This is a genomic window from Catonella morbi ATCC 51271 (assembly GCF_000160035.2).
Taxonomy (GTDB): Bacteria; Bacillota; Clostridia; order Lachnospirales; family Lachnospiraceae; genus Catonella; species Catonella morbi.
Window position 1 is genome coordinate 627,468 of sequence record NZ_KI535368.1, and the last position, 26,729, is coordinate 654,196.

General features: G+C 35.2%; 23 protein-coding genes. 6 read left to right on the forward strand and 17 right to left on the reverse strand.

The genetic code is table 11. The features are described 5' to 3' along the window. Positions 1–2 precede the first annotated feature (2 nt). From GCWU000282_RS09845 to GCWU000282_RS09915, 15 genes are all read right to left on the reverse strand, one after another. On the reverse strand, positions 3–1,646 hold the full coding sequence (locus GCWU000282_RS09845; protein WP_035040206.1) for a sigma 54-interacting transcriptional regulator: 1,644 nt from the start codon (positions 1,644–1,646) through the stop codon (positions 3–5). A 21-nt stretch (positions 1,647–1,667) separates the two neighbouring features. Continuing rightward, positions 1,668–2,675, reverse strand: coding sequence for a uroporphyrinogen decarboxylase/cobalamine-independent methonine synthase family protein (locus tag GCWU000282_RS09850; protein ID WP_023354962.1), 1,008 nt, complete (start codon positions 2,673–2,675; stop codon positions 1,668–1,670). Positions 2,676–2,684: 9 nt separating this feature from the next. After that, on the reverse strand, positions 2,685–3,701 hold the full coding sequence (locus tag GCWU000282_RS09855) for a uroporphyrinogen decarboxylase family protein (RefSeq protein ID WP_023354963.1): 1,017 nt from the start codon (positions 3,699–3,701) through the stop codon (positions 2,685–2,687). A gap of 14 nt (positions 3,702–3,715) precedes the next feature. Beyond that, positions 3,716–4,363 carry a dihydroxyacetone kinase subunit DhaL gene (dhaL, locus tag GCWU000282_RS09860; RefSeq protein WP_023354964.1) on the reverse strand — a complete coding sequence of 216 codons (648 nt, stop codon included), beginning with the start codon at positions 4,361–4,363 and terminating at the stop codon, positions 3,716–3,718. Positions 4,364–4,379: 16 nt separating this feature from the next. Next, positions 4,380–5,369, reverse strand: coding sequence for a dihydroxyacetone kinase subunit DhaK (gene dhaK / locus GCWU000282_RS09865; protein ID WP_035040209.1), 990 nt, complete (start codon positions 5,367–5,369; stop codon positions 4,380–4,382). A 14-nt stretch (positions 5,370–5,383) separates the two neighbouring features. Next, positions 5,384–6,094, reverse strand: a complete 711-nt coding sequence (locus GCWU000282_RS09870) for an ABC transporter ATP-binding protein (protein ID WP_023354966.1) — start codon at positions 6,092–6,094, stop codon at positions 5,384–5,386. Beyond that, entirely contained in the window at positions 6,069–6,866 is a 798-nt protein-coding gene (locus GCWU000282_RS09875) for an ABC transporter ATP-binding protein (RefSeq protein ID WP_023354967.1), read from the reverse strand. Before GCWU000282_RS09875 ends, GCWU000282_RS09870 begins: the two co-directional genes overlap by 26 nt. Further along, the gene (locus GCWU000282_RS09880; protein ID WP_023354968.1) at positions 6,841–7,899 is read right to left on the reverse strand and encodes a branched-chain amino acid ABC transporter permease; all 1,059 of its coding nucleotides are present in this window, start codon (positions 7,897–7,899) and stop codon (positions 6,841–6,843) included. The genes GCWU000282_RS09875 and GCWU000282_RS09880 overlap by 26 nt, the downstream gene beginning before the upstream one ends. 3 nt (positions 7,900–7,902) lie before the next feature. Then, positions 7,903–8,778 (reverse strand): branched-chain amino acid ABC transporter permease, encoded by an 876-nt coding sequence (locus GCWU000282_RS09885; protein WP_023354969.1) that lies wholly within the window; start codon positions 8,776–8,778, stop codon positions 7,903–7,905. Positions 8,779–8,793: 15 nt separating this feature from the next. Beyond that, positions 8,794–9,954: an ABC transporter substrate-binding protein gene (locus GCWU000282_RS09890; protein WP_023354970.1), complete on the reverse strand. Its 1,161-nt coding sequence runs from the start codon at positions 9,952–9,954 to the stop codon at positions 8,794–8,796. A 485-nt stretch (positions 9,955–10,439) separates the two neighbouring features. Then, positions 10,440–11,153 (reverse strand): LptM family lipoprotein, encoded by a 714-nt coding sequence (locus tag GCWU000282_RS09895; RefSeq protein ID WP_023354971.1) that lies wholly within the window; start codon positions 11,151–11,153, stop codon positions 10,440–10,442. Positions 11,154–11,405: 252 nt separating this feature from the next. After that, complete coding sequence (locus tag GCWU000282_RS09900; protein ID WP_023354973.1) at positions 11,406–12,863, reverse strand: hypothetical protein; 1,458 nt, start codon at positions 12,861–12,863, stop codon at positions 11,406–11,408. Between the two features lie 27 nt (positions 12,864–12,890). Next, the gene (locus GCWU000282_RS09905; protein ID WP_051384170.1) at positions 12,891–13,712 is read right to left on the reverse strand and encodes a hypothetical protein; all 822 of its coding nucleotides are present in this window, start codon (positions 13,710–13,712) and stop codon (positions 12,891–12,893) included. A 350-nt stretch (positions 13,713–14,062) separates the two neighbouring features. Then, complete coding sequence (locus GCWU000282_RS09910; RefSeq protein WP_035040461.1) at positions 14,063–15,088, reverse strand: NAD(P)H-dependent amine dehydrogenase family protein; 1,026 nt, start codon at positions 15,086–15,088, stop codon at positions 14,063–14,065. 340 nt (positions 15,089–15,428) lie between these two features. Next, positions 15,429–16,277, reverse strand: a complete 849-nt coding sequence (locus tag GCWU000282_RS09915) for a MerR family transcriptional regulator (RefSeq protein ID WP_023354977.1) — start codon at positions 16,275–16,277, stop codon at positions 15,429–15,431. A 165-nt stretch (positions 16,278–16,442) separates the two neighbouring features. Between GCWU000282_RS09915 and GCWU000282_RS09920 the strand changes: the two genes are divergently transcribed. Next, positions 16,443–17,444: a DNA adenine methylase gene (locus GCWU000282_RS09920; protein ID WP_023354978.1), complete on the forward strand. Its 1,002-nt coding sequence runs from the start codon at positions 16,443–16,445 to the stop codon at positions 17,442–17,444. 126 nt (positions 17,445–17,570) lie between these two features. Here GCWU000282_RS09920 and GCWU000282_RS09925 read toward each other — a convergent pair whose 3' ends face one another. After that, positions 17,571–19,172 carry a response regulator transcription factor gene (locus GCWU000282_RS09925; RefSeq protein WP_023354979.1) on the reverse strand — a complete coding sequence of 534 codons (1,602 nt, stop codon included), beginning with the start codon at positions 19,170–19,172 and terminating at the stop codon, positions 17,571–17,573. Further along, complete coding sequence (locus GCWU000282_RS09930) at positions 19,169–20,959, reverse strand: sensor histidine kinase (RefSeq protein WP_023354980.1); 1,791 nt, start codon at positions 20,957–20,959, stop codon at positions 19,169–19,171. Before GCWU000282_RS09930 ends, GCWU000282_RS09925 begins: the two co-directional genes overlap by 4 nt. A 224-nt stretch (positions 20,960–21,183) precedes the next feature. On the opposite strand from GCWU000282_RS09930, the gene GCWU000282_RS09935 reads away from it, so the two are divergent. The 5 genes from GCWU000282_RS09935 to GCWU000282_RS09955 all read left to right on the forward strand — a co-directional run bounded on the left by GCWU000282_RS09935 (position 21,184) and on the right by GCWU000282_RS09955 (position 26,729). Further along, positions 21,184–22,464, forward strand: a complete 1,281-nt coding sequence (locus GCWU000282_RS09935; RefSeq protein WP_023354981.1) for an ABC transporter substrate-binding protein — start codon at positions 21,184–21,186, stop codon at positions 22,462–22,464. Between the two features lie 156 nt (positions 22,465–22,620). Further along, positions 22,621–23,478, forward strand: a complete 858-nt coding sequence (locus tag GCWU000282_RS09940; protein WP_035040462.1) for a carbohydrate ABC transporter permease — start codon at positions 22,621–22,623, stop codon at positions 23,476–23,478. Between the two features lie 12 nt (positions 23,479–23,490). Next, the gene (locus tag GCWU000282_RS09945) at positions 23,491–24,345 is read left to right on the forward strand and encodes a carbohydrate ABC transporter permease (protein WP_023354983.1); all 855 of its coding nucleotides are present in this window, start codon (positions 23,491–23,493) and stop codon (positions 24,343–24,345) included. A gap of 21 nt (positions 24,346–24,366) precedes the next feature. Next, the gene (locus GCWU000282_RS09950) at positions 24,367–25,473 is read left to right on the forward strand and encodes a glycoside hydrolase family 172 protein (RefSeq protein WP_023354984.1); all 1,107 of its coding nucleotides are present in this window, start codon (positions 24,367–24,369) and stop codon (positions 25,471–25,473) included. 8 nt (positions 25,474–25,481) lie between these two features. Next, the gene (locus GCWU000282_RS09955; RefSeq protein ID WP_023354985.1) at positions 25,482–26,729 is read left to right on the forward strand and encodes an ABC transporter substrate-binding protein; all 1,248 of its coding nucleotides are present in this window, start codon (positions 25,482–25,484) and stop codon (positions 26,727–26,729) included.

Here is a 26,729-nt window from a genome sequence, read left to right on the forward strand (position 1 = left end):
TATTACCCAAACTCCTCAAATTTATATTTTTTAATTTTTCTGTAAAGAGTGCTTCTAGAATAACCTAATATCCTGCAAATATCCTTCTTAGACATTCCTTTAACCAATAGCTCTTTTAATCTGTATTTCTCTATCTCCTTGTTAGTAAAACTTATAGCTTCTTCATCTGAATTTTTAATTTTATCTTTCCCATCTTTCACAAAAACTTCAATTAATGTTTCCAGCATTCCTAAATCATACTCTTTTCTTTTATTCCAAAGTTCCTCAAAAAAATCTTCTGTTTTATCTGTATGAGTTTTACCATATATACGATTATAGTATTTTATTCCACTTTCAAAAAATCTTGAAAATAACAGTTTATTATTGTAAACAGTTTCGACATTTTTTAATGTTATCTTACTTATCTGTTCATATAGAGCCCTACTGAATAAGCCCTCTCGTACAAGTTCACTCAGATTTTCAGTTGTACAAAATATACTTCTTACACTTGGTTCGGATTTTTTGTTCAATTTTATCATAGAATATTCATTCTTCAAATATTCCGCTAATTTGTTCTGAATGTGCAGTAGCATTTTTTCCGGCTGTACAATAACAATAGTGCCTTTATCCATACTCCAAAGCAAGCCATGCTCATCAAACAAAAATGAATCCATCAAATCTCTATATACATTTTGCATATATATTACCTTCATATTCTGAAGCCTTCTGTCAGAATAATTTATTATTGCTTTTGCAATCAATTCGTTTATCGCATTGTCATCACTCTCAATTAAAATAGAGGTATTCCCCTGTGATATTTCTTTGGCTTTATCTGTTATTTCTTTTCCTATATATTTTGACAGCCATGAAAAAGTAACAAGAGTTCCGCTTGCAAACAGAACTGAATCACTCTGTATACTTCTGTAAGACCTGAAGCAACATAAAAATTCGTCAGTAATTGATGCATTTGAAAGTATCGGTTCACAAGTTAATGTTCCATAAAAATATACCCTGTTATACTCGATAGAAATTTTTATATTCTCTATTTTCCTACCTTTTCTTATTATTCTTTGTAATTCAGGATAGATATCACACACATTAGTGACATCTCCCTGTTTCTCAAAAATTGTCTGAAAAGCCTTATTTTTATATATTATGTTCCCAAAACGGTCAGTATATGCCAATGCATCCTGCATTATATTTATTATGGTTTCGATTTGATTTACTTTAGCTTTAAGTGACTTTCTAACATTATGCTCATGAATTCTTTTTGCTATAAGGCTTGCCATGTTCTCCATAAATGTGACTGTCGAGTCTATTTTCTCAAACATTTTTTTACATTTACTTTTTTGAAGTATTAGTGCTAATACACCCAGAACTTCTTTGTCATATATAATGGGGATGCCTATAAAGCCTCTCATCTTACATTCTTTGAATGCTTTACATTTTTTACAGCTTGGTACGCCTGCCTTATTACTAATACATACCTTATTGCCACTTGTAAGAACAACAGAGATGAGAGAACCATAATTTATTTTATTATAAAGCGAGAAATAGTTAAATTTTCTCCCTATTATTACCATATGTGTATCAACAATAATGACATCAGTATCTAATACATCTGATATAACCTCAGCAAATTTATCTAAATATAATTTGCTTCCTATGGTTCTCTCCTCCTTTCAACTCTATCGGTTTTTATACTCAGCTGCTGTTTTTCTAATAAATTCAAGTCTTTCAGGTTTAATATCTTCACTTACGGTACAGTCTGCTCCAAGTGCAACTCCTTTTGTCCCTGTCTCATCGAGTATCCTATATATTTCTTTTTTCAATTCATCTTCATTTGCTTCATAAAGAATACTGCCCGGAGCATTATCAAATCCGCCTAACACTGGCTTTCCCTTAAATATTTTTTTCCCCTCTGCAAGTGAAATATTTTCAGAATATATAGCCCAGTTAAAAACTTTCACCGGGTAATCTGCATACCATTCAAGATTATTGGTGTATTTAGCATAACCACAAATATGCAGCATTACATTATCCGTGAATGTATTTATATAATTAAGAACTTCCAAATCAAGCGGTTCAACCAGCTCTTTGTGTACTTCCTTTGTAAAACTCTTATCCTGTACACATTGTACACTATAATATATGCCATCAATAGAGGTTTCTTCAAATAATCTTTTAACAAGCACTTTAATATCTTCTGCAATATTTTTTGCTGCTTGAGTCATAACATCCTTATCTTTTTTAAATAGTCCGGTAAACTTCTTAAAATCTTCGTCATATTCTTCAAAACGAAGCCTTATGTACTGTAAAGGGGAAAATATATTATAATATTTATATACATTATCCCCTGCATAGTCTGCGACTTCTTTAACATACTCAACTTGTCTGTTTATCCAGTTATGATTAGCCCCTACAGACTTTACTTCTCTTAATTCATCTAAAGTTGTAATTACTTTACTGCACACAGAAGGATGCCCAAAAAATCCATCTGACATTATTTTCAGTAAATCCGGCTTTACCTCGTCTATATATTTCTTCTGCTTAGTTAATATTTCGTCATATATTTCCTTTACATCACCGTTATAATGATTATGAAATGAAACAAAATGATGCCAGAAAGCAGTTACAACCCTATCTGATTCTTCGTTATTTAAAAATGCCTCTACCACTTTTTTTCTATCATCCATAAACGCCTCCTATTTTTCATTCAATTCTTTATTTGCTATATCTGAAATCCACCTGATACGTCCATCATCTATTCTATTTGGTATCGAACAGTCAGCCCCCAGAATATAGCCTTTATAACCGCTCTCTCTTATAAGTTTTTTAGCAAAGGCTTCAACTTCCTCTTTTGACCCTGTATCTATCAGAGTATCCGGATTATTGTCAAAACCACCTAATATACACTTTCCCTTAAACAGTTTCCTGCCCTCACTAAGCGATACTCCTTCTGTAAATACTGCCCAGTTATAAGCTTTACTCTTATAATCAATATAAAATTTCAGATCGTTTTTATGATGGGCATATCCACAAATATGAAGTATATTATAATCGCTCAGGCGATTTGCCAGCTCTAGCAGCTCTATTTCTGTAGGTCTGATATACCTGTCATATACTTCCTTTGTATACATAGTACTTTGTATATTCTGTACACAATAATATATACCATCTAAACTTGTTTCTTTGAATAATTTCTTAAGTAAAATCATAAGATCTTTTTGTATTTCCATCCCTGCTTTGTAAAGTTCCTCAGGAAAATTTTCAGCTAGGTATACAAATCTTTCAAAATCTAAATCATAAAACTCAAGTCTTATTCTTATTACCTGCACCGGTGCAAACACATTGTAAAAAGTCATAACCTCTTTCCCAAACAAATCAGTTAGCTTTTTAACATGCTTTACCTGCTCTGTAATCCATGGATGATCCTCTCCAATGCTTTTTATTCTTAAAAGATCTTCTCCTGTTTTTAGCTCATTATCCATAACAGGCGGATAACCCATAAATCCCTCATTCATCAACTTCATCATATCGGGATTTACCGTTTCATAATACTTTTTATGACCCAGAACAGCTCTATCTCTGATATCTTCGTTTTCAAGCCCTTGAAACTGCTCCGTCCCTAAAATGAAGTGATGCCAAAATCCTATTGGTATTCTATCTGTTTCCTGACCGTCAAATGCTGCCTTTAACAACTCTCTTTTTGACTGTAACATTTATTTACCTCAGCCTATATTATTCTCTCTTTCGCGATATTCATCAGCTCTGATATCTGGTATGACATAGTAACTGCTCCGGGATCCAGATGTCCAATCCCTTTATCTGCCTGATATGTAGCTCTTCCTTTTACTGCTTCCATATTCGATGTACTATCAGCTCCATCTTTAGCAGCTTTCTTTACTCTGTCACAAAGTTCCTCATCTGAGACTCCTGTTTCAAGACAATTTTTATATTCTTCAACCGCAGGATACAGACTGTCTATCATTGTTTTAAATCCCGGCTTTGCCTGTCCTCTGGACATTATCGCATCCAACATAGCCTCAAGGATTTCATATAATCCATTATTATCAAGATATTCTTTATCAACACTTACCTTCGCCGCTGCAATATATGCACTTCCATAAAGTACACCTGAAGAACCTCCTATTACAGCCATCATTATTTTCCCTATTTCCTTCAGTTCATCACTTATACTTAGCGATTCAAGTACGGTCTTTACTTCAACGAGCTTTTTAAAACCCATATTTAAGTTAGACCAATGATCTCCGTCACCCGTAGCTAAATCTAAGTCTGTAACATAGTCTCCGTTATCATATATAACTTTATATGCTCTTTCTATATATTCGGCATAATCTTTTGATGTTAATCTGAATGCCATTTTAATCCTTCCCCTTTCAATCTATTTTTAATGCCGGAGTATCACAAGAAGCATCAAGCAGTGATCTCAATTTATCATTCAGCTTCATAAGAGTTAATGAGCAACCGGTCATATCAAGTGAAGTAGTATAGTTTCCTACAAGTGTCTTATGTACCTTTATGCCTTTTTCTTTAAGCAATATTTGTACTTCACGATTTAATATATAAAGCTCCATAAGAGGGGTTCCGCCGAGTCCGTTTACAAGAATAGCTACCTCACTGTTGTCATAATCATAGTCACTCAGAATTTTATCCAAAAGGATTTCCGCCACCTCTTTGGCTGTTTTAATCTTAGTTTTTTCAATTCCGGGTTCTCCATGTATGCCCATACCTATTTCAATCTCGTCATCTTCTAAAACAAATCCCGGTTTCCCGACTGCCGGAAGTATACATGGTGTCATGGCCATACCCATACTCCTTATATTAGAAACAGCTTCTCTTGCCACTCCCGCTACTTCACTTAAAGATGCACCTGTTTCTGCCATAGCTCCTGCTATTTTATGCACAAAGACAGTTCCCGCTATTCCCCTTCTACCTGTAGAATATGTACTGTCTTGTACTGCTACATCATCTTTTACTACCACACTTTCAATCTGTATTCCTTCCAGTTCTGCCATATCTGCTGCAAGTCCAAAGTTCATAATATCACCTGAATAATTTTTTATTACAAATAATATTCCTTTCCCCTTATTAACCCTGTTTACCGCTGCTTCTATTCTGTCAGGACTAGGTGATGAAAATATATTCCCTGATACTGCTGCATCAAGCATCCCTCTCCCTACAAAACCTGCATGTAAAGGTTCATGACCGGCTCCTCCACCCGAAATAACTCCTACCTTGTCTTTTACAGTTTTTCTTACTATTACTTCTTTTTCAGGTATGTAATCTAAGGTATCACAATATGCCATCTGCATACCTTCAAGTGATTCTTTGACCACATCCTCCGGATTATTTATAATTTTTTTCATATATTCTTCTCCTTTCAACTCATACCGAGGTAAGCCTTTTTAACTCTTGGGTCCTTTGATATATCTTTTGCCGGACCACTCATGGTTACCAAACCATTCTCAATAACATAAGCCCTGTCTGATGCCATAAGTGCCATATTGGCGTTCTGTTCAATGAGCAGAATAGTTACGCCTTGTTTGTTTATTTCCTTTATCATCTCAAATATCATTGCTACGTAATTTGGAGCCAAACCAAGCGAAGGTTCATCTAGAAAGAGCAATTCAGGACTTGACATGAGTGCGCGTCCTACAGCCAACATCTGCTGCTCACCTCCGGAAAGAGTCCCCGCCTGCTGTCTTGCCCTCTCTTTTAACCTTGGAAATAAATCATACACTCTCTCATAGTCAGATTTAATTTTAGCTTTTTCTTTTACCGTATAGGCTCCTATTCTCAAATTTTCTTCCACAGTAAGCTCAGGAAAAACCTCTCGCCCTTCAGGAGAAATGCTTGCTTTCATCTTAGTTAAGTTATAAGATGGCATATTAGTTATTTCCTGATCATTTAAAAATACCTGTCCGCTACTTGGTTTCACTACCCCCGTTACAGTATTAAGCAACGTAGTTTTGCCGGCACCGTTACTTCCGATGAGTGATACTATTTCTCCCTTTTCAACTTCCATATCTATACCCTTTAAGGCATGAATGGCACCATAATAGGTATTAAGCTTCTGAACTTTCAGTACCACTGTACTCACCTCCCAAATATGCTTCTATTACCTTTGGATTATTTGCTATTTCTTCCGGAATACCATTAGCAATCGGTTTCCCATGGTCAATTACATATATCCTGTCAGACACATTCATAACCACACTCATATCATGCTCTATCATAAGTATAGTATATCCCATACTCCTTAATTCTTGTATAAATCTCATAAGCTCAGCAGATTCCTTAGGATTCATTCCTGCTGCCGGTTCATCAAGAAGTATAAGCTTTGCTCCGGTAGCAATAGCTCTTGTTATCTCAAGTTTTCTCTGCTCTCCATACGGCAGATTCGAAGCATAGTCATTTCTTCTGTAATCAAGTCCTATCAATTTAAGTAACCTTATTGCCTGAACGACCTTAACATCTTCTTCATTCCTAAACTTTTTTGTTCTGAAAATAGACCCAAAAAATCCATACTTTGTTTTTATATGTGCACCTATCATTACATTTTCTATTACTCTTAAATCACTGAACAGTCGTATATTTTGGAAGGTTCTTGATATTCCTGCATTTACTATATGAAGCGGAGACTTATTTTGTATTTCTTCTCCATTAAATACTATACTTCCCTCATCCACTTCATACACTCCGGTTAACATATTAAAAACTGTAGTTTTCCCGGCACCGTTAGGGCCAATTATACTTATTATCTCACCCCTGTTTATTTCAAGACTTACTCCGTCCACTGCAACAATACCGCCAAATCGCTTTGTTATATTTTTTACCTCAAGTATTTTCGCCTGTGTCCTCATACATTACCTCTTCCATTTTTTTCAATTCAGCTTCAGCGTTCTTTGATATTCTATAAGGCAACCCAGATTTCCATCCAAGAATTCCCTGTGGCCTGAATCTCATCATTAATACCAGAATCGCACCATAAAGCACAAACCTATATTCCATCAAAAATCTTGACACTTCAGGAAAAGCTATAAGGATAATTGATCCTATGAACATTCCTCTAAGAGTTCCCATTCCACCAAGAATAACAATACTTAGTATCATCGTTGAAACATCAAAGTTAAAAGTATTCGGATCTATATATCCAATTAAGGTTGAATACAATGCTCCACCCAAGGCACAGATTGAAGCCGAAATGACAAAAGCCAGTATCTTATATCTTGTTACAGGTATCCCCATCATTGTGCTTGCAAGTTCATCTGCCCTTATTGCCATAAAAGCTCTTCCTGTTTTGGATTTTACAAGTGATAGACAAAATAATGCAGTAATAAGCACGAAAACTATCATAAGATAATACAATCCATGATTAGTAACATTAAAATTAAATCCGAATAAAGATGGTTTAGGTATATTTTTTACTCCAAGTGTTCCTCCTGTGACATCAGCCCAGTTCATAAGAATCATCTTTACTATTTCCCCAAAACCAAGAGTTATTATTGAAAGATATGTTCCTGTAACTCTTAACGTCGGAAGTCCTAAAAGAACTCCTATAATTCCTGCGGCTATCATGCCAATTACTGTTGCTATAAAAAAATTTATATTAAATTTTATTGCAACAATTGATGCAGTATATGCTCCTATCGCCACAAATCCGGCATGTCCAAGCGAAACAAGACCTGTATATCCGGTAAGAATATTTAATCCCATTGCCAGTATCGCATAAGAGCCTATTTTTATTACTACAGTTAACAGATACTGATTATTAAAAATCATAGGAAATACAATCAAAAAGGCAAATAAAGCTATATACAGTTTGTTTCTGTGAAGATGTATTATACTTTCCATCCCATGCAGTTTGTTCTGCCCGGTAAGTTTTTCATTGCTCATTTTTTACACCTTTTTAATCCCTTTCCGTCCAAAAAGCCCATGTGGTCTAACTATAAGTACTATGATAAGGATAATAAAAGCTATAGAGTCTCTATATGTCGAACCTAAAAAAGTGGCTGCCATACTCTCAGAAACTCCTACAACCAGTCCGCCGAGAAGTGCTCCGGGCAGACTCCCTATACCTCCTAATACTGCAGCAGCAAAGGCTTTTAATCCGGCCATAAATCCCATGTTAGGATAAACTATTTGGTAATAACCGCTTACCAAAGCCCCTGCTATAGTTGCTGAAACTCCTGCTAGGAAAAATGTAAATGATATTACAAAATTTACATTCACTCCCATAAGATTTGCTGCCTTTGTATTCTGCTCAGTGGCTCTCATTGCAAGTCCTATTTTAGTTTTATAAACAACAAACATTAAAGTAGCCATAAGCAACAGAGAAACCACACACATCATAATCTGTGTCATTGATATACTTATTTGTCCTATCTGTATAGTTGTCTGCCCAAATAGAGACTTAAAATTCCTTTTTTCAGAACCTAAAAATATTATAAGCAAATTAGTTATTATATTTGAAATTCCTATAGTTGTGATCAAGGAAGCTATTGGCATTGACCTTTTCTTTCTAAGTGGCTCAAGTGCTGCCTTATCTATTAAGATTCCCAATATTCCTGTTAAAACCATTGCCGCCAAAATCCCCGGAAAAATTCCGAAATTCATTCCTATAAAAACCATTGCCATTTCTGCACCAAATGCGTAAATAGCACCGTGAGAAAAATTAACCAATCTGAGTATGCCAAATACCAAAGAATATCCAACCGCTATTAAAGCATACCCCATCCCAAGCGCCAGACCATTAAATACCTGCTGTATTAACATCTGTTTCCTTTCCCATTAATCCATTTTTGTGAATTTACCATCTTTAATGGTTACTTTTACAAACTGTTTATCCACATCTCCATTTGAATCGAACTTTGTATCTCCGGTCACACCTTTATAGTCAATCTGATAGAGTTTTTCCTTTACTTTTTCTGAATCTGTTGTTCCAGCTTCTTTTATAGCTGTAAGTAAAATACCCACAGAGTCATAAGCTTGAGATGTAAGTGCAGATGGAGCACTTCCATACTCTTTTTTAAATGATTCTACATAGTTTTTAACCTCTGGATCATCTGACTCCGAAAAGAAAATCACAGGGAAACAAACTCCCTCAACAGCCTCGCCCCCCAGCTCTATTAACTGTTGGCTGTAAGAATTTGAGAATCCAACTATCCTTATATCAGGATTAATTTGTTTATACTGCTTAGCTACAGGAGCAACTAAATTATACATACCACAACATATAACAACATCTGCCCCAGCCTCATTAAGTTTTGTTATAGCCGGAGTATAATCATCAGAACCTTCCATTACCTCTTCATGTGCTACAACCTTGGCATCAGTCTTCTCCACCATCTCTTTTATCATTTTGGATGTATTAGTTCCCCAGTCTGTCATAATGGAAATAATGCCTACTTTCTTTTTACCCAAATCATTCACTGCAATATCTATACTGGCAGCACCCTCCTTGGATATAACTGTATTGTTCCTGAAGATAAAGTCACCTATCCCTGAGTAATCAGGATGAGATGATGACGGAGATATTTCTATTATTTTATTCTCCTGATAAATAGGAGCTGCCGTCATACATACTCCTGAAGAAAAATGTCCAATTACCCCGACAACCTTTTTATCTGACACAATTTTTTGTGCAATTGTGGTTGCTTCCTCTGAAGTGTTTTTATCATCATACTGCACTATTTCAATCTGCTTACCTAAAACACCACCATTGGCATTCCATTCCTTAGCCTTAAGCAAAGCTGCATTATAAAAACCAATACCATACTCAGAGTTATCACCAGTCATCGGTGCTGCCACTGCTATTTGGATTTTATCCTCACCAGCAGAAATACCTGCATTTCCACTTTTTGCTGTTTCACCCCCCTGTTTTCCACATCCTGATAAACCGACAAAAACAAGTGACATCACAAGCAAACTACTTAGCAAACCTTTTTTCATATAGAAATCCCTCCTTATATTTTATAGTTATATATTATCAAAAGAATAATATTGTGTCTACATATCTTTGGTCATTTTGCTTAAATTCGTAGATATTATATAAGTTTTATTTATTTATTTTTTATATTGATATATAATATAACTATTGTATGTGTCATTCTGACACGTATTTTTTTGTACAAAGTTCACATTAATTCAAATCAAGTAATAAATACGTTAACACGATAAATCTATAATATGAATTTTTTCTTGAAGTAATAAAATACACAATAGCAAATAATGGGAATTTCAGTGAAATTTTCTATTACTCAAAAGAAAAAAGATGCATAAACTATGCATCTTTTCATTTTCAGAATCTTTAATCCGATAAACGCTACCACAAAAAGTGCGATAGCATTCCCCCTCAATGCCACCGCACTTTTCTATTTTTATCTTTCCCCTATCTTACTTCTCTTCCCTCACTACGTCATTGTAATGTTTACTCTCTATTTAGCAGGTTCCATTGTAAATTTGTAATAATTATCCCCACTATAAGTTATCATAAACTTACCATCCTTGTAATCACCGTATAGACTTGCACCTCCGGCCACATCACCCTCAAATGATACCATACCCGAAAAATAGCTCCACTTAGGTTTAGCAATTTCTTCACCTTTATAGGTGATAGTACAAGTATGGTCTGCGTTTAAGGTTGCCTTCATAGAATCAGGTGAAATCTCTCCCGATGCATCCTTGTCAAGCGCATCAACTACTGAAGCACCTACCCAGTCTCCTAAAAGAGCTCTTTCCTCCTCAGGCAAAAAGTTCTCAGGTTTAGCTGCATCTGTTCCTTCTTTGGCAAATTTCACATCCATGGAGGTACCAATCATTTCCTTTAAGATACTTTCAAATGTAATTGTATCTTTATCAAGCTTTCCGACCATGTCGGTTTTTTCAATGGTAAGTGTAATTGTTTTATCATCATTTACCCATTTACCGTCTGCAGAGGTACCATCTATAGTCATTGTTACCTTGCCTCCGCTCTTTAATTCAAGTGTAAAACCTGACATATCAGCACCCGAAAGAGTCATTCCCATAGATGTTCCGGTAACAGCTAAGTATTTTCCTACCAAAGCTTCATCTGCTCTCCCTGAACTTCCACAGGCTGAAAGTGATACCGTTAAGAACAATGCCAACACAAGACTAATTACTCTCTTCATTTTAAAACCATTCCTTTCTGTGAAAGATACCAATGATATTTTTCATCCCAGCATTTCCACTTCCATAGTATTTTTGCATGTCTTGTGACTGTTATATCAAAAAAGTATCTAAATTCATATGGTCTTTTGAAGTATTTTTGGCTTTTTATATAAAAATACTCCAAAAGACCAGACAAGGTGCACAATTTAATCCTATGATAATTGTGCACCTTGCATAAGGCTTAAGATATTAAATTTTAATAAGTTCTTTATTTATTCCTTCTTCTTTCCGGCAAATCTTTTTATCAATACAATCAAAATTATTACTACAACCACTCCAACTAAAACATAACCTATCAGCTGAATAGCACCAAGTACAAGCATACCTAATACAAACCATATTGATCCATAACTTTGCTTTTCAGGTTTTTCTCTCTCACTCAAGGAAAATTTAAGTTCACCCTCAGGTAATCCATCTGATTTAAAACTATATCCTGATTTGTTTTTTTCAAAACCTTTCTGGTTTGTTTCGGTCATATAAAATGGAGTATTTATATCTATATTCAGTTCTCCAAACTTTGCCCAGGTGCTTGCAGGGGAAAGCAGATAGGTATACCCGTATACCCCCGGCTCATAGTTCAGGTCTATTGACGGATACATTGGTGCCTCTACGGTATTCACTATTTTTTCTCCCGGTTTAAGGGTAATCTCATATTCATACCACCGCATAAGATACCATAATATATCACGCGTAGTATAGATATCTGTAATTACAGCAGAATTGTCTTTTCCTCCCATATTAAATAAATATACAATTACATTATACCAGTCAGCTTCCATAATACCGGTTTTTTCATCATATTCATACAAAGCAAGTTCTTTAAACGATAATTCTTCTGTATTTTGCAAAGTCATAGTTCCAATTATCTCTTCATTCTGATCCCCTATAACATTATAAATTTTCCATTCCGGAGGGGCTGCAACCGTTTCTCCTATAACATATAAATCTATAGTTTGCCCATTTGTAGCATCTATACTCAATTGCCCTCTTCCATCTTCTTTTGAATTATAACCATTTCCATCCGGTAGCCAGAATTTTCTTTTTCCATCAAATGCAGGGATTTCAAGCGTTGCTGAAGCATTCTTATACTTTTCCTCATCTACCCCACTTAATGTATAAGTATATTTTGTCACAGGCAAATCAGGCGAATAGAAACTATCCTTTACATACCCATCCTGAATCAGGCTTATATCATTATCAAGGTTAAATTCATCTCCTTGAATAGAAAAAGTATGCCTGAGTACCGCTTTAACTTCTTTACCGTCTATTTTGACACCATATTTGTATACATCATCTGCCCTGAAAATTATATTGTTGCTATCATAATAATTATGGTAGCCGTAAGAAGGATAGGTTCCGAAAGGGAACACAAGCTTTGCTGTCACTGTGTAATCTGCCGGATTGTAAAAGGTATATTCTGCCTTAACCCTTCCATTATAAGCCAGGAAATCAGACTCTTTCTCATAATATCCGTCCGGAAAATCTGTAATATCAAAGGTAAGCTGTTCTTTTTCTACTTCTATCGGACAATCTTTGTCCTTAGAAACCATCCCCATAGCATCTGTTCCATACCAGAATCTCTGTGCTGAATTGGCAAATACAGATAACTTAAAAATATCACACAGCAAAAACATAATTATTAAAAAAACTGTAATTCTTTGTTTTTTCATATTACCCCTCTCATTATAATATGCTTATTATTTTTCTTCTTCTAAAATCGATACTTCATATACTTCTCCCAATTCTATAGGATTTGACATTTCAGACTTATCGCCCTTTATCTCGCCATCAAACCATACCTTTATTTTTTTACCCTTTAATTCACTACTCTTTAAACCTTTAATTCCATTTAACATAACTGAATCTTTAATAATTATCTGTACCGGCTTTATTTCCTCTGTCTTTTTATCTCCGAAAATATAGCCAAATTCCTTAGGTAAGTCTGTAATTTTAACTAATGTTCTTTCACTATCTCCTTCTATTATTTCCGCATCAAAATGTGCCACACCTTCAGGTATTATCCAAGAACTTATTGCTATATCCTGAAAAACCTGCCATTTATTATCTATCTCCACATATAAATATTTAATATCGTCTTTCTGATATTTATATCCTGTACCAAAGTTTGATTCATCATTTTTTTCAGGAGCCTCATCATTGCTTGTAAGAATTTCCCCATCTTCTTTACCGGATTTTAAAGCACTCAGAACATATCCCATATCCATATACAACCTGTCATCTACCTTGACCATTCGAGTCTTTTTCACTTCACTTTTAGTATCTTCAGATGGGGTTGCGGCATTTGTACTGCCGGCATCTCCGACAGTTGCATCTACTGTAGAATTTAAGTTATTATCCTCATTTTCTGTTTTTTCACCGGATACACTGCTTCTAACTAAGTCTTTGCTCCCTGAATTTTGTGATTTTTCTTTATCCTTACTGTTTCCGCAAGCTGTAAATACTATAATTACTGCTACAAGTGACAATACCGTCAAACAAATTTTTCTGATACTCTTCATAGGTTTTACCTCCTTATTATAGCAAATTTTACATTGCTTAGATATAGTTATTTTCATATTTATCTATTCTAATGATAATTATATGTCATTTACTTTACTTTTTAGTTTATTTTTTCTTAACATTTCCGTAAAACTGCATATTTTATCCGCAATAATGCTTCAGACAACAAAAACGGCTGTAAATTTGATTAAACAGTTTTTCTGTTATCTCATTTACAGCCGTTTCTCTATTTTTTAATATATTCCTCCATAGCCACAGCCCGAAAACAGTTTATCCTACTGTACTATTCGGAAGTAGAGGTATGTGACCTACAGTGTGAATAATTGGGCTTAGCCTACTTTTCTTTTTCTTAGATGTATAACTCCAGCGGATAGGTAGGATACTGAATCTCATCAAGCTGATCCATGGTTACCAAGCCGGCAGGTGCTCTGAGTACAGCAGGTATTCTGTTTACAATAGTTGCACAGGTATGCTCTACTGTGGCAGGCTTTACAACATGGAATTCAGTGTCAGGCTCTCCTGTAATCTTCCAGTCACACATATCTCCGTCATCCGGCCCGTAAACCTTACCGATACACCTTGTCTCAATAACCGGTCCCTGGAAGGTTTCGGTAGTAACAACAGCAGCCATTCCTATACAATTACCCTTTACAATAGTTGAATTAAGAGTAGATGAGAACATATCACTATCATGGAAATAAGGTACACACTTTTGTGTCTGGCTCTTAATTGTCCAACCCATTTTCTGTGCAAGCGCTTCATTGGAATTCCAAACATAGGAAGGCTCAATCTCCACAGGATGAGCAATCTTCTCTTCAAACTCTTCCGGCGTCAGACCTACTCCGTGAGCATTTGCAAGTGCAAGACCGTAGTCCTCTACATTGTAGCTTACAGCTCCTTCAATCTTTGTAATCTTATGGCAGCCTCCAGCAATAAGTCCAACCATATTTACCCAGAAACAGTCTTCCATGCCGGAGCCTAAAAATGTACAACCATTCTTTTTTGCGGTTATATCCAGAATGTTGGCATGTACAGCATCGGTAGTCCAGCAATAGGTCGCCTCTTCACAGGTAGTTATTACGTTTATTCCTCTTTCAAGGCATTTCATAAAATGTGGAAAACAATCGCTCACAAGGCTGAAGAGGGTTACAACAGCAATATCCGCATCACAATTATCAAGAACCTCATCTGCCTTATCGCTTATTAAAATTCCTGTTTTAACTCCAAGCCCTACATAATCTCCCACATCAAGGCCTACAATGGCAGGATTTGTATCAATTGCGCCGACAATCTGACAGCCTGTTTCATACAAATATCTTAGGATATACTTGCTCATTTTACCGCATCCGTACTGAACAACTTTAATCTTCTCCATATTTACCCCTTTCTGATGTTTCTGCCCCAAAATTTCATCTTGCCACATAGTATCTGTCTTTTTCAGGGCAGATTTGTTAATTATTTAACAAGTATGCATATGCAAGCTCTTTGCTTGTATTTTAATTGTACACTCTTTAGTAATAATAGAGTCAATATGAAAATCTTAAAATTATTCACGGCATAGGTCACAGACCTCTACTTCCGAATAGTACAGTAGGATAAACTGTTTTTGGTCTGTGACTATGCGGAGATATTACCAAACATCTTGTGTAATATCGTAATTTCCAGCCTCCTGCTAGATTAAGATATTCCACAAGATGTTTCGTGAATAATTTTGGTTAAATACTGTCATTAAAATTTACCGGAACCTGTAAACGTAAAAACATAGAACGCTTTTCACAGTCAAAAACATTAAATTCAGTCAGCACTTCGCATAGATAATTTCCTGCAACCTCATAACCCATCTCTTTGCAATGGCGCAATAGCCTTCTCCCATATTCCTTTTCTTTATCAAAATCGTCAAGATATATACAGGCGTACATCCAGCTCGGTATCAGCTCAGTATCCCGAATAAGCGGAAAGTGAGAATCTACGAATACAAACATTTTATGAGAAACATAATTCTGATTTTTAAAATCTTCTTTTTCCAGTACTGTCCCCACGTTACAATAGTATATCTGAGGAATATTTTCAAAAAACATCTTATCCCTAAACTCTTTTAATATATTTTCGTAGGTATCAATATCATAATCATAGAAATTTATATCCGTTTCCATTGAATAAATCCTTCGTTCCGGTATATATTCAAGAGTCATCGTCCCCTTCCGCGGAGACCTTTGATAACGCTCTATACTTGCTATTGTTCTGTCTATTCCGTCACATTTGATTTTTAACTCCTCAACCTCATTTAATATCTGTTCCCTCTTTCTGATTAAGATTTCTTCAATCTTTAAAAGATCCTCAGAATCCATTACAAGCTTTATTTCTCTAAGCTCCATGCCCAATTCTTTCATATACCTTATCATATCAAGCCTTGCATTCTGCCTTATGTCATAGTAACGGTACCCTGTCTTCGGGTTCGTATAGCATGGTGTAAGAAGTCCCATTGAATCATAGAGTCTTAAAGCATTTATTGTTGTCCTGTTTATTCTTGCCATCTCTCCAATACTGATAAGATTGTTTTTCATAAGCCACCTCCGCTGACAAAAACACTGTTAAAACTCTACTGCAGGAATAGAGTTTTGCCTTGATACAATCTGTTTGATTTTAGTATATCATATTTATTTTTTCCTTAAAATATGATAATCTTTTTTATCAAGGGAAGATTTAAGTAAGAGAGGAAGTTGGGGTAAATGAATTATATCGGTTCAAAATATTCTTTGCTGGATTTTATTGATTATGGGTTAACCAAGGTGAGCGGTTATAAAGACGGGGCAGGCTGCATTTTCGCAGATTTATTTGCGGGAACGGGAGTTGTCGGAAGTGCTTATAAGGCTAAGGGCTGTGAGGTTATAGCAAATGATATCCAGTACTACAGCTATGTACTGAATAAGCATTATATAGAAAACATTCCGCCTCTTAACAATGATTTACTTGAGGAATTAAACTCGGTTGAACCACTCTCAGGCTTTATTTTTAACAACTACTGCGAAGGCTCAGGTTCGGGGCGTAATTATTTTACAGATGAAAACGGGAAAAAATGTGATGCCATCAGAACCTATCTGGAAGAAATACATAGTTTAGGAAAAATAACTGACAACGAATATTTTTATTACCTTGCAAGCCTTATTAATTCGATTGATAAATATGCAAATACCGCCTCTGTGTATGCCGCCTTCTTAAAACATATCAAAAAAACTGCCGCCAGGGATTTTCAGCTTACTTTATTACCTGTTATTTCAGGAAAACCCGGCAAAGTTTATAATGAAGATGTAAATGTTTTGATAAAGAAAATTCAAGGAGATATACTCTACCTTGACCCTCCGTATAACACAAGGCAGTATTCCGCTAATTATCATATACTTGAAACAATAGCAAGGTATGATAGTCCAAAACTCAGAGGTATAACAGGAATGCGTGATTATAAAGATCAAAAAAGTACATTTTGCTCTAAGCGTACAGCCTGTGAAGCTTTTAATGACTTAATTAAAAATGCTGACTTTAAGTATATTTTCTTGAGTTATAACAATGAGGGGATTATACCTGTGGATAGAATCAGTGAGATTATGTCAGGCTACGGAACATACAGTGTCTTCACCAAAGAATATAAGAGGTTTAAGGCTGACAAAGATGAGAATAGGAAAATTGCAGGAGACGGAGTTACCGAATATCTGCATTGTTTGGTGAAGAAGTAAAAGGACTGTCGCTATAAGAAAAATATCTCAACATATACTTGGTATAAATAAATTTTGCCACCATATCTTGAGTATTTAATGCTTAATGCGACAGTCCCATACAGGTTATAGGCATTACTAAGGTTATCACAGTTTTGAATGCATATCTCTATATACCGATGGTGACATTCCCTGCTGTTTCTTAAAACTCGTACTAAAATAATATTGGTTTGTGTAACCACACTTAATACTTATTTCTTTCAAAGAAAGGGCAGTCTTCTCCAGATATCCCTTTGCCGCCTCAATACGGCATCCCATAATAGTATCACTTATGCTTTGTCCGACATTTTTTTTATATAAAGCACTTAAATAGGTCGGACTCATATTTGCGAACTTAGCTATATCATTCAGACTAAGCGTATTATCCTCAAAATTGCTTTTTATATAGTTATCTACCAGTTCACAAGTCTGGTCATGATAAGATTTAAGCGAAACATTCAGTTTATCACATACCAATGTGCACAATTCATTCATCCATAAAAAAAACTGTTCATAAGTATGAAAGGTTTCAAAATGGCTGTATACCGAAATTATCTTCTCTTCTAAATCACTTGTATCTATGTTTATTTCATATAAAAATTTTAATATTTTACCTAATAACGAATAAATTCGTATAAACATGAGATTCTTATTTTCATATCTCATAGATAAATTTTTAAAGAAATTCTCCAACCATTCTTTAATTGCTTCACTGTCTTTTTTGCATAAAAGGCTTATAAGTTCTTCTTCACTTGAATCAGAAAAGGACAATAAACTGAATTCCTTGCCTGTTGCTTCCAATGCATCAAATATATTCTTATGAGGGTAGAAAAAACGATATTTAAGGGCGTGACAGGCATTTTCGTATGAAACATGCAATTTCCATATACTGTCAACCACAGTTCCTATTCCAATACTGATATTTAAAACGGAATTCCCGCAACTATCCATAAAAGATGAAACTACCTTATGGATTACATACTGAAAATGTGCAGGATTTTTGCTGTTTTGTGCTATTATAAAAATCAGACTGTTCAGATCCTGAATACAATGTACACTATCAAAAACCCTACATTTTTTCAGAAATATGTCTGATAAATTTAATATTTCCATCTGATAGGTCAAAACTCCGTCATTCTCCCCCAGCAATGAATCACTCTCTACTTCCAACTTTATTATATTAAAATGTGAATATTCCGTCTTTAGTTCCAGATATGCTATATATTTTTCAAAATTCTCGGAAAGTTTGTCAGGAGAATAGTACAGCAAATCCTGAAAAAACTTTGTAATCATAAGTTGTCTGCTTTCCTTTAAGATGGATAAATTGCGCTGCTCCCTGTCAATCGTTTCAAATGCATTTTTTATTTTTTCACACAAAAAAGTATAATCTATCGGTTTCTCAATATAATCACAGACGCCCAATCTTACTGCCTGCTTGGCATACTCGAACTTGTCATAGGCACTTATTAAAATTATCTTAATATGCGGATTAATTTTCATTGCTTCACGACTCAATGTAATTCCATCGATATTCGGCATCTCTATATCTGTAATAATCAAATCCGCTTCATCAGCTTTCATATACTCCAATACTTCCTGCCCATTCTGCGCAGTAAAAACCACTTCTGCTTCTAAATTATCCCATTCAATATTCATCCTTATTCCTTCTGAGACAATGTAGTTATCGTCTGCTAATATAACTTTTTTCAAACATTTTCCTCCATTTGTGCATATTTAATCGTTATGCAAGTTCCCTTTTTTTCTTCACTTTCAATAAGAACAACACCGTTCCCAAAATCAGCCCCTGAAATTCTCTTATTTACATTACATATACCAAAATGCTTATTATAGTCTACTACATGATTTACCAGTTTATATCTTATCTGTTCCAATTTTTCTTTTGGAATGCCGCATCCATTATCTTCTATAGTAATAATAACCTCATCATCTCCATAGGAAACTGTTATCACTATATGTATAATCTGATTCTCTGCTGAATATCCATGTAGAATAGAGTTTTCCAAAAATGGCTGTAAAGTAAACTTACAGATCAGATAATTTTCTATACCATCCTCAGTATTTATTTCCCAGCTAAGTTTATCTTTACGGCAAAGCTGCTCCATCTCAAGATAAAGTCTTGCAATCTCCAATTCATCCTTAATCTTTATTTTTTCTCCCGATTTTCTTAATGACATCCGATAAAACTGTGTTAAATTACTTATCATATGATTCGCTACATCTATTTTTCCGATTGATTGACAAGTTTTAATTGTCCCCAATATATTATACAAAAAATGAGGATTTATCTGAGATTGTAATAACCGGTATTTTAACTTTTCTTCCGACAAAGTAAGTTCTAATATTGAATGCATATTTTTATTAATAGATGACTGCATATTTAAAAATGTAACTCCCAATTTATCTATCTCGTCAAAATAATTAGGATTCTTAGCCGTTGTTAATGAAATCTGCAAATCAGCACCTTTATTTCCAAGCTTAAAATTTTCCATTGCAGACGATAATTTACTGATTCGCTTTGTTAAATTTCCGGAAATCAGGAAAATTATCATCAGTATAATAGGAATTGATATAAACATTATTAATATAAATGTCTTAAGTATAATATATATACGCTTATATATATAATCCTTAGGAATTTCGGTTACCTGATACCAGCCGTTACTAAGCTTAACCGTATTATAATAAACATTTCCGTTTTCTTGTATATTTTTACTTTGATTCAAAATAAAGCTTAAATCTTCATCTTTTAATTTTAATCCTGTGAGATTCTGATCTGTATGAGCTATAATTGTACCGTACTTGTCAGAAATATATCCCTTTAGCTTCAGACTTTCAAAGGTATCGGTAAGCATTTTTGAAAATTCACTTCCTCTTAACAATACCATATATGCATACTCCGTATCTCCTGTAGCCTGATTATTCAATATTCTGACACAGGCTGCCACATCCTGAGAGATTCTTTTGTTATTCAGCACGTAAGGCAAGGTATAATTTCTTTTATAAATCCATTCAGAATCTATTTTTGTAATATCATCTATACCTGATTTCCCTAACTCTTTTAATGAATGAAAATAAAGCCCCTCCGAAGCCGCTATATTTTTATCATCTATAAAAATATCTATATGATATAGATTAAAAGTCGATTTAAGCAGCGAAATATTATCTCTGACATTGGCCAATACAGAAAAATCCTTTGTATTATTGCGCATTTTCCGTATTAATGAGTACATATCATATCTCATTGAGTCTGCTACATTTTTTACCTGATTTATGCGGTTATTTATTCTTACATTCAACTGGTCATCTGCAAGAATAACAGAATTCAGTATACTGTCTCCTGCAATTTTATGAGCAATCCCATAGAATGCCGAACCCATTATTATAAGAGGTAATGCTATACATATTAAAAAAGAAAATAACAGTTTGTAGTGATATTTGGATAAAATAAGTGCTAACAATTTTTTATTAACAGGCATATCAACCTCCTTGTGAGTATATCATAATTATAATCTGTGGTTTTTTTCAAAGCAATACAAACTAAAATAATATAAACAAATCATAATATATTGTATTTTTGAATAACATTTCTTTTGGTATTTTATAAGTATCATAAAGCAACCGTCCGAACCTTTTTGGATGTAAGATTACTGTTCTGTAATCATAATTTCAGAAATTTTATTTCGGACAGAATGGAGGAAAAATGAAAAAGAAAATCGTAAATTTTATGTTAAGTACGGTGTTGGTATCAAGTCTTCTAATCGGATGTGGGAACAATGCTAATCAATCCGGAACTACTTCCACAAATAAATCATCCGCAAATTCAAAGGCCGGAAACTATGATTTGACATTGTACAGTGTTAATACCACTGATCCTGATTTTGAAAGCTGGCTTCAGAATGTAGAAACCGCTACCGGGTTAAAAATCAATGTTATTGCTGCGCCTACCGATTCTGATACCCGTCAGCAAAAAATAACCACAATACTTTCCACCGGTGATTCAAGTGTAGACATTTTGGAAATAAACGATGAGATGAGTGCATCTTTTAAGAATTCAGGTTGGTTGGAAGGGCTTAACGACACTGTTATGACTGATGATATCCGCGGTGAATTTGCCAAAGGATATCTGGAACAGATGATTACAAATAAAGACGGAAATATCATAGGGGTTCCGGGATATGCAGGGTATCTCGCATTCTGGGTAAATCAAAAAATAATGGATGAAGTCGGAATTAAATCCCTGGATACAAAGGAAGATTTCAAGAAATACATGGCAGCTGCCTCAGGAAACGGAAGATATGGTTATGGCGGTTCTTGGGAAAAAACATATGTATTTAATGAAATTGCACAATTTGTAAACATGTTCGGCGGAGATTATTTTGATTGGACAAAGCCTGAAAATAAAGAAGCAATTCAATTTTTACATGATATGGTTAAAAATAACCAGACCCCAATTGATCAGATTGCAGACAAATATGAACAAATGAATCCTAAGGCAAATGACGGAAAGTATGGCTGTTGGTTTATGTGGGGATTGGGTACTGATTATGCTAAGGCTGATATGTTAGGTGCGGATAAAATTCATATGGCAATGGTTCCTTCAATGACTGCAGACGGAAAAAGAGCTATATTTACGGATTCTTGGAGCTATGTACTTAATACTGCTTCCAAAAATAAAGATGCAGCAATAAAATTCTTAAAATATATGGCTGCTGAAGGTGGAATGGAGGCTTCATATAAGGCTTTCGATCGTTATCCCGCAAGAAAAGATGTTGCAGCAAAAGTCGTACCTGATTCTGATCCTGCCAAGGAAATGTACAGCAGATATGCATCTGAATGCAATGTAAACGGCCGCCCTATGCTTCCTCAGACTATGGAATTTATAACAGATATGGGAACTATATATCAGTCCTGTATGAAAGACGAAATATCTGTTGATGATTTCTGTAAAAAAGCACAGGAGCTTGTAAACAAATATAAATAATCCATAATTAGTGATTAGAAATTATAAAATCCTACGGCGGTGGTGTCACATCTTAATTTGCTCTTATACACACCACCCTGTAGGAGATTTCATATTTTAGTCCGATTATTTATGCCAACTGAAAGGAGAAACATTTTGACTGTCGGTAAGAAATCTATGAAATGGATTCCCGTAATTATGATTCTTCCTATAGTTCTGATAAGGGGATTTACAACAATTTATCCAATCCTGGTCACTATGTTAAACAGCCTGTATAATATCAAAGTATTATCCGGCATCCATGAATTTACCGGATTATCAAATTATGTAAATGTTTTCAAAGACGATAAGATTATTTCTTCAATTAAATTTACGGCAATTTTTGTTATTGTATCCATGGTATTTCATGTTGTATTGGGGGTTATCTTAGCACTAATCCTTAATATGAAACTCAAAGGACGCCGTTTTTTAAGAACAATAGTCCTCATTCCTTGGGCTATGCCTGCTGTTGTTATAGGAATGGCTGCAAAATGGGGATTTAACAATGATTATGGTTTAATAAACGATTTTATACGAAGGTTCTTTTCGGACTTTCAATATAACTGGTTGATCAACAAAGGCTCAGCACGTGCCGCCGTTATAGCAATGGACTTATGGAAAGATTTGCCGTTCTTTGCAATACTTGTTCTTTCCGGACTTCAGTTTATTTCCGGTGATATTTATGAAGCCGCCAAAGTAGACGGGGCTAACAGTTTTCAGAGTTTTAAAAGGATTACCCTTCCGCTTATTATCCGAAATGTACTTACCTTATGTATACCTTTTACATTGTGGCGTTTAACCTCTTTCGATTTAGTATATGCCATGACATCGGGCGGTCCCGGAGAAGATACATCCCTGATTGCATACCGTATAGCAATGGAATCATTTACAAACTTAAACATAGGATATGCCTCCACCTTGGCAATTATGCTTTTTATTGTAATGGTCTTCTTCAGCTGGTTTAATATCCGATTTATGCGCCGGTATACGGAATAACGGAGGATTTATATGACTAATACAACAAAATATGCTATCTACAGAAAATGTACTGTTATTGGCAAATGGCTGTTATTCCTAATAGTTTCATTTGCGATTCTTTTCCCCGTATACTGGATTTTTATATCTTCAATAACACCTGCGGGAGAATTATTTAAAAAACCGATTGATTATTTACCGGATAATCCCACTCTTGACAGTTATAAATTCCTTATTGAAAATGTAGGATTATTAAGTAAAATAGGAAATACAATACTAATTGTCGGAAGCACATTAGTGATTGGCACTGTATTGTGTGCAATGGCGGCTTATGGCTTCTCGAGATTTCGGTCAAAATGGATAAGTGTTGCCTTTGCATTTATTCTGGCTACATTACTCATACCGGAAGTAGTGACTGCAAGGCCTCTTTACGAGTTTATGAAAAAGGTGGGGTTATTTGATACTTACCCGGGATTGATATTACTGTATGTCAGTTCCGTAATTCCTTTTACAGTCTTAATACTGAATAATTTTGTAGGGAAAATACCTATTTCACTTGAAGAAGCGGCTGCTATTGATGGTGCGAATTTTATGCAACGGCTTTTTCATATTGTCCTGCCTTTAATGAAGCCTGCTATAGCAACTGTATGTATTATCAACTTCATAAATTGTTTAAATAATTTTTTTACACCCCTGTATTATTCCAATGGGATTCAGGTTTTATCGGTTGCAATAGTTCAGCTCCCTTTGAGAGATAATATGTATGGAGTTCCTTGGGATCTGGTAAGTGCTATGGGATGGATAATTCTATTACCGATAATTATCTTTGTAGCTGTATTTGAAAAACAGATTATGGACGGCATTATGGCCGGTGGTGTAAAATCATAATACAGATAAGGAGGAAATCTCATGTATGGATTATATGGAAGTTTAAGCACTCTGCCATTATTAAATAACAGAAAGAGCCGGGCAATCAATGCAGAAAATCCTACCGGAGAAAAGGGGAAAGGGGGAATGGCTGCGAGCCATTTAGGCCCTTCAAGAAAAGGCAGCCCTTGTCTTAAGGATATCCCAAGCGGTTCTACCGTGACTTTGGCCGATATAGACGGTCCGGGTATAATCAATCACATTTGGATTACCGTAACTAACAAAACTACGGAAGCAGACTGTTTTGTCCTTAGTGACTTAGTTATCAGAATGTACTGGGATGACGAAAAGGTTCCCTCTGTGGAAAGCCCCCTCGGAGACCTATTCTGCTGTGGTTTTGGAAGAGAATGTATAGTAAATTCCATACCTATCGCCGTAATTCCAAATCGTGGATTAAACAGCTATTTTCAGATGCCTTTTAGGAAAAGGGCAAGAATAACCTTGGAGAATCAGCATCCAAATCCTATTCCGGCATTTTTTTATCAGATTGATTACTGTCTGCTTGATGATATGCCTGAAAACATAGCCTACTTTCATGCCATATGGAAAAGGGAAAAAATCACGACTCTTGGAAAAGACTATACAATATTGGATAATGTTAAAGGTAAAGGGCACTATGTAGGAACATATATGGCATTAACAACTTTGGAGCGCTACTGGTGGGGTGAGGGTGAAATTAAATTTTATATTGACGGAGATATCGAATATCCTACAATCTGCGGAACCGGAACTGAGGATTATTTCGGTGGCTCCTGGAGTTTTGCTAAGCAGGTAAATGGCAAAACCGTTGAACAAAATTATAATACTGCTTTTTTAGGATATCCTTACTATTCCTCACATGACGAGCTCATTCATAATGACTACCACAACGATGACTGTCTGCCTATGAGGGGCTTTTACAGATGGCATATACAAGATCCGATATATTTTGAAGAGGATTTAAGAGTCACTATTCAACAAATTGGTGTAGGACACGGAGGGCTTTTTGAGAGACAGGATGACGTGGCAAGCGTAGCTTACTGGTATCAGACAGAACCTCATTTCCCTTTTGCTCCACTTGCAGATAAAGAGGCCCGTCGTCCCAGATAGGAGTAAATTTGAAAAAAATATTTCTCTGTCTGCTGCTTTTTATAACAATAGGTTTAACCTCTTGCGGCAATCCGGATATTCGTACCGGCAAAGTATCATCAGAGCCTCCCTATAAGGATGAGATAACTGTCATGCATATTGAAGCAGAAAATGATGATTTTAGGAATTATATTGACGAAGCTTCTCATAAATTAAACATTAAGATTAACCTGATTCCCTGCCCTTCAGATGCAAATAACAGACAAGCCGAAGTTGCTACAATTCTCGCATCAGGAAATACAGCTATAGATTTAATTTCCGTTAATGACGAAATGGTAAGTGAATTTAAGTATAAAGGTTATCTTGAACCTTTAAATGATGTCATGACAAAAGAAACTCTGCAAGCATACCCAACAGATTATATACAATCAATAGCCACATGCAAAGGAAATATTTTTTCCGTACCTTATCTGATGGATATTATGATGCTGTGGGTAAACGAAAAATACTTAAAGGTCTCGGGACTTAAAAGCATTAAAAACTTAGATGATTTTTCTGTATTTTTAAGCCAGAAATATGCCTCTAATACCTATGGATACGGTAGTGCGTGGGAAGAAACCTATATCTACAATGACTTATCACAATTTATAAATATGTTCGGCGGAAACTACTATGACTGGAACAATCCCGATACAAAGGCTGCGGTTCGTTTCCTTCATGATATGTTGAAATCAGGCAAAACACCCGGAAGTCAGATGATAGACCGCTATGAGCAGATGGAGCAAAAGTTTATAGACGGAAAGTACGGCTGTGTGTTTATGTACAGCGGAGCAATGAATATTTTTTACAATTCAGGAAAATATAGCAAAAATGAAATACATATAGCCAAACTTCCTATCTTTAAAAAGGCTTCCACTAATATCGCGACTTGGCAGTATGTATTAAATAAGTCTTCAAAAAATAAAGCTGCTGCAAAGCGTTTTCTGAAATACATTTCAGGAAAAGAAGGAAGCATAGCTTACAGCAAGGCAATGAAACAAATCCCGGCCAGAACCGATGTTATTTTAACCGAAGATATTTCTGTTCCCGATCTTGATATTATACGTAAATATGTAAGAGATATCCAGCTTAAAGCAAGACCCTTGTCTTCACAGCCAATGAGGGATATCTCAGAAATGGGAAATTTATTACAAAAATATTTGTCAGATGAAATAACCTTATCGGAATTTTGTAATTCAGCTCAAAGTTTAACAAATCTTAGCCAATCCAATCAGTAA

Coding starts and splice junctions, on each gene's coding strand:
- GCWU000282_RS09885 (WP_023354969.1), bottom strand. CDS start 8,778: ATGTTAATACAGCAGGTATTTAATGGTCTGGCGCTTGGGATGGGGTAT.
- GCWU000282_RS09850 (WP_023354962.1), bottom strand. CDS start 2,675: ATGGATGATAGAAAAAAAGTGGTAGAGGCATTTTTAAATAACGAAGAA.
- GCWU000282_RS09915 (WP_023354977.1), bottom strand. CDS start 16,277: ATGAAAAACAATCTTATCAGTATTGGAGAGATGGCAAGAATAAACAGG.
- GCWU000282_RS09935 (WP_023354981.1), top strand. CDS start 21,184: ATGAAAAAGAAAATCGTAAATTTTATGTTAAGTACGGTGTTGGTATCA.
- GCWU000282_RS09945 (WP_023354983.1), top strand. CDS start 23,491: ATGACTAATACAACAAAATATGCTATCTACAGAAAATGTACTGTTATT.
- GCWU000282_RS09910 (WP_035040461.1), bottom strand. CDS start 15,088: ATGGAGAAGATTAAAGTTGTTCAGTACGGATGCGGTAAAATGAGCAAG.
- dhaK (WP_035040209.1), bottom strand. CDS start 5,369: ATGAAAAAAATTATAAATAATCCGGAGGATGTGGTCAAAGAATCACTT.
- GCWU000282_RS09875 (WP_023354967.1), bottom strand. CDS start 6,866: ATGAGGACACAGGCGAAAATACTTGAGGTAAAAAATATAACAAAGCGA.
- GCWU000282_RS09890 (WP_023354970.1), bottom strand. CDS start 9,954: ATGAAAAAAGGTTTGCTAAGTAGTTTGCTTGTGATGTCACTTGTTTTT.
- GCWU000282_RS09940 (WP_035040462.1), top strand. CDS start 22,621: ATGAAATGGATTCCCGTAATTATGATTCTTCCTATAGTTCTGATAAGG.
- GCWU000282_RS09905 (WP_051384170.1), bottom strand. CDS start 13,712: ATGAAGAGTATCAGAAAAATTTGTTTGACGGTATTGTCACTTGTAGCA.
- GCWU000282_RS09920 (WP_023354978.1), top strand. CDS start 16,443: ATGAATTATATCGGTTCAAAATATTCTTTGCTGGATTTTATTGATTAT.
- GCWU000282_RS09855 (WP_023354963.1), bottom strand. CDS start 3,701: ATGTTACAGTCAAAAAGAGAGTTGTTAAAGGCAGCATTTGACGGTCAG.
- dhaL (WP_023354964.1), bottom strand. CDS start 4,363: ATGGCATTCAGATTAACATCAAAAGATTATGCCGAATATATAGAAAGA.
- GCWU000282_RS09930 (WP_023354980.1), bottom strand. CDS start 20,959: ATGCCTGTTAATAAAAAATTGTTAGCACTTATTTTATCCAAATATCAC.
- GCWU000282_RS09880 (WP_023354968.1), bottom strand. CDS start 7,899: ATGAGCAATGAAAAACTTACCGGGCAGAACAAACTGCATGGGATGGAA.
- GCWU000282_RS09895 (WP_023354971.1), bottom strand. CDS start 11,153: ATGAAGAGAGTAATTAGTCTTGTGTTGGCATTGTTCTTAACGGTATCA.
- GCWU000282_RS09900 (WP_023354973.1), bottom strand. CDS start 12,863: ATGAAAAAACAAAGAATTACAGTTTTTTTAATAATTATGTTTTTGCTG.
- GCWU000282_RS09950 (WP_023354984.1), top strand. CDS start 24,367: ATGTATGGATTATATGGAAGTTTAAGCACTCTGCCATTATTAAATAAC.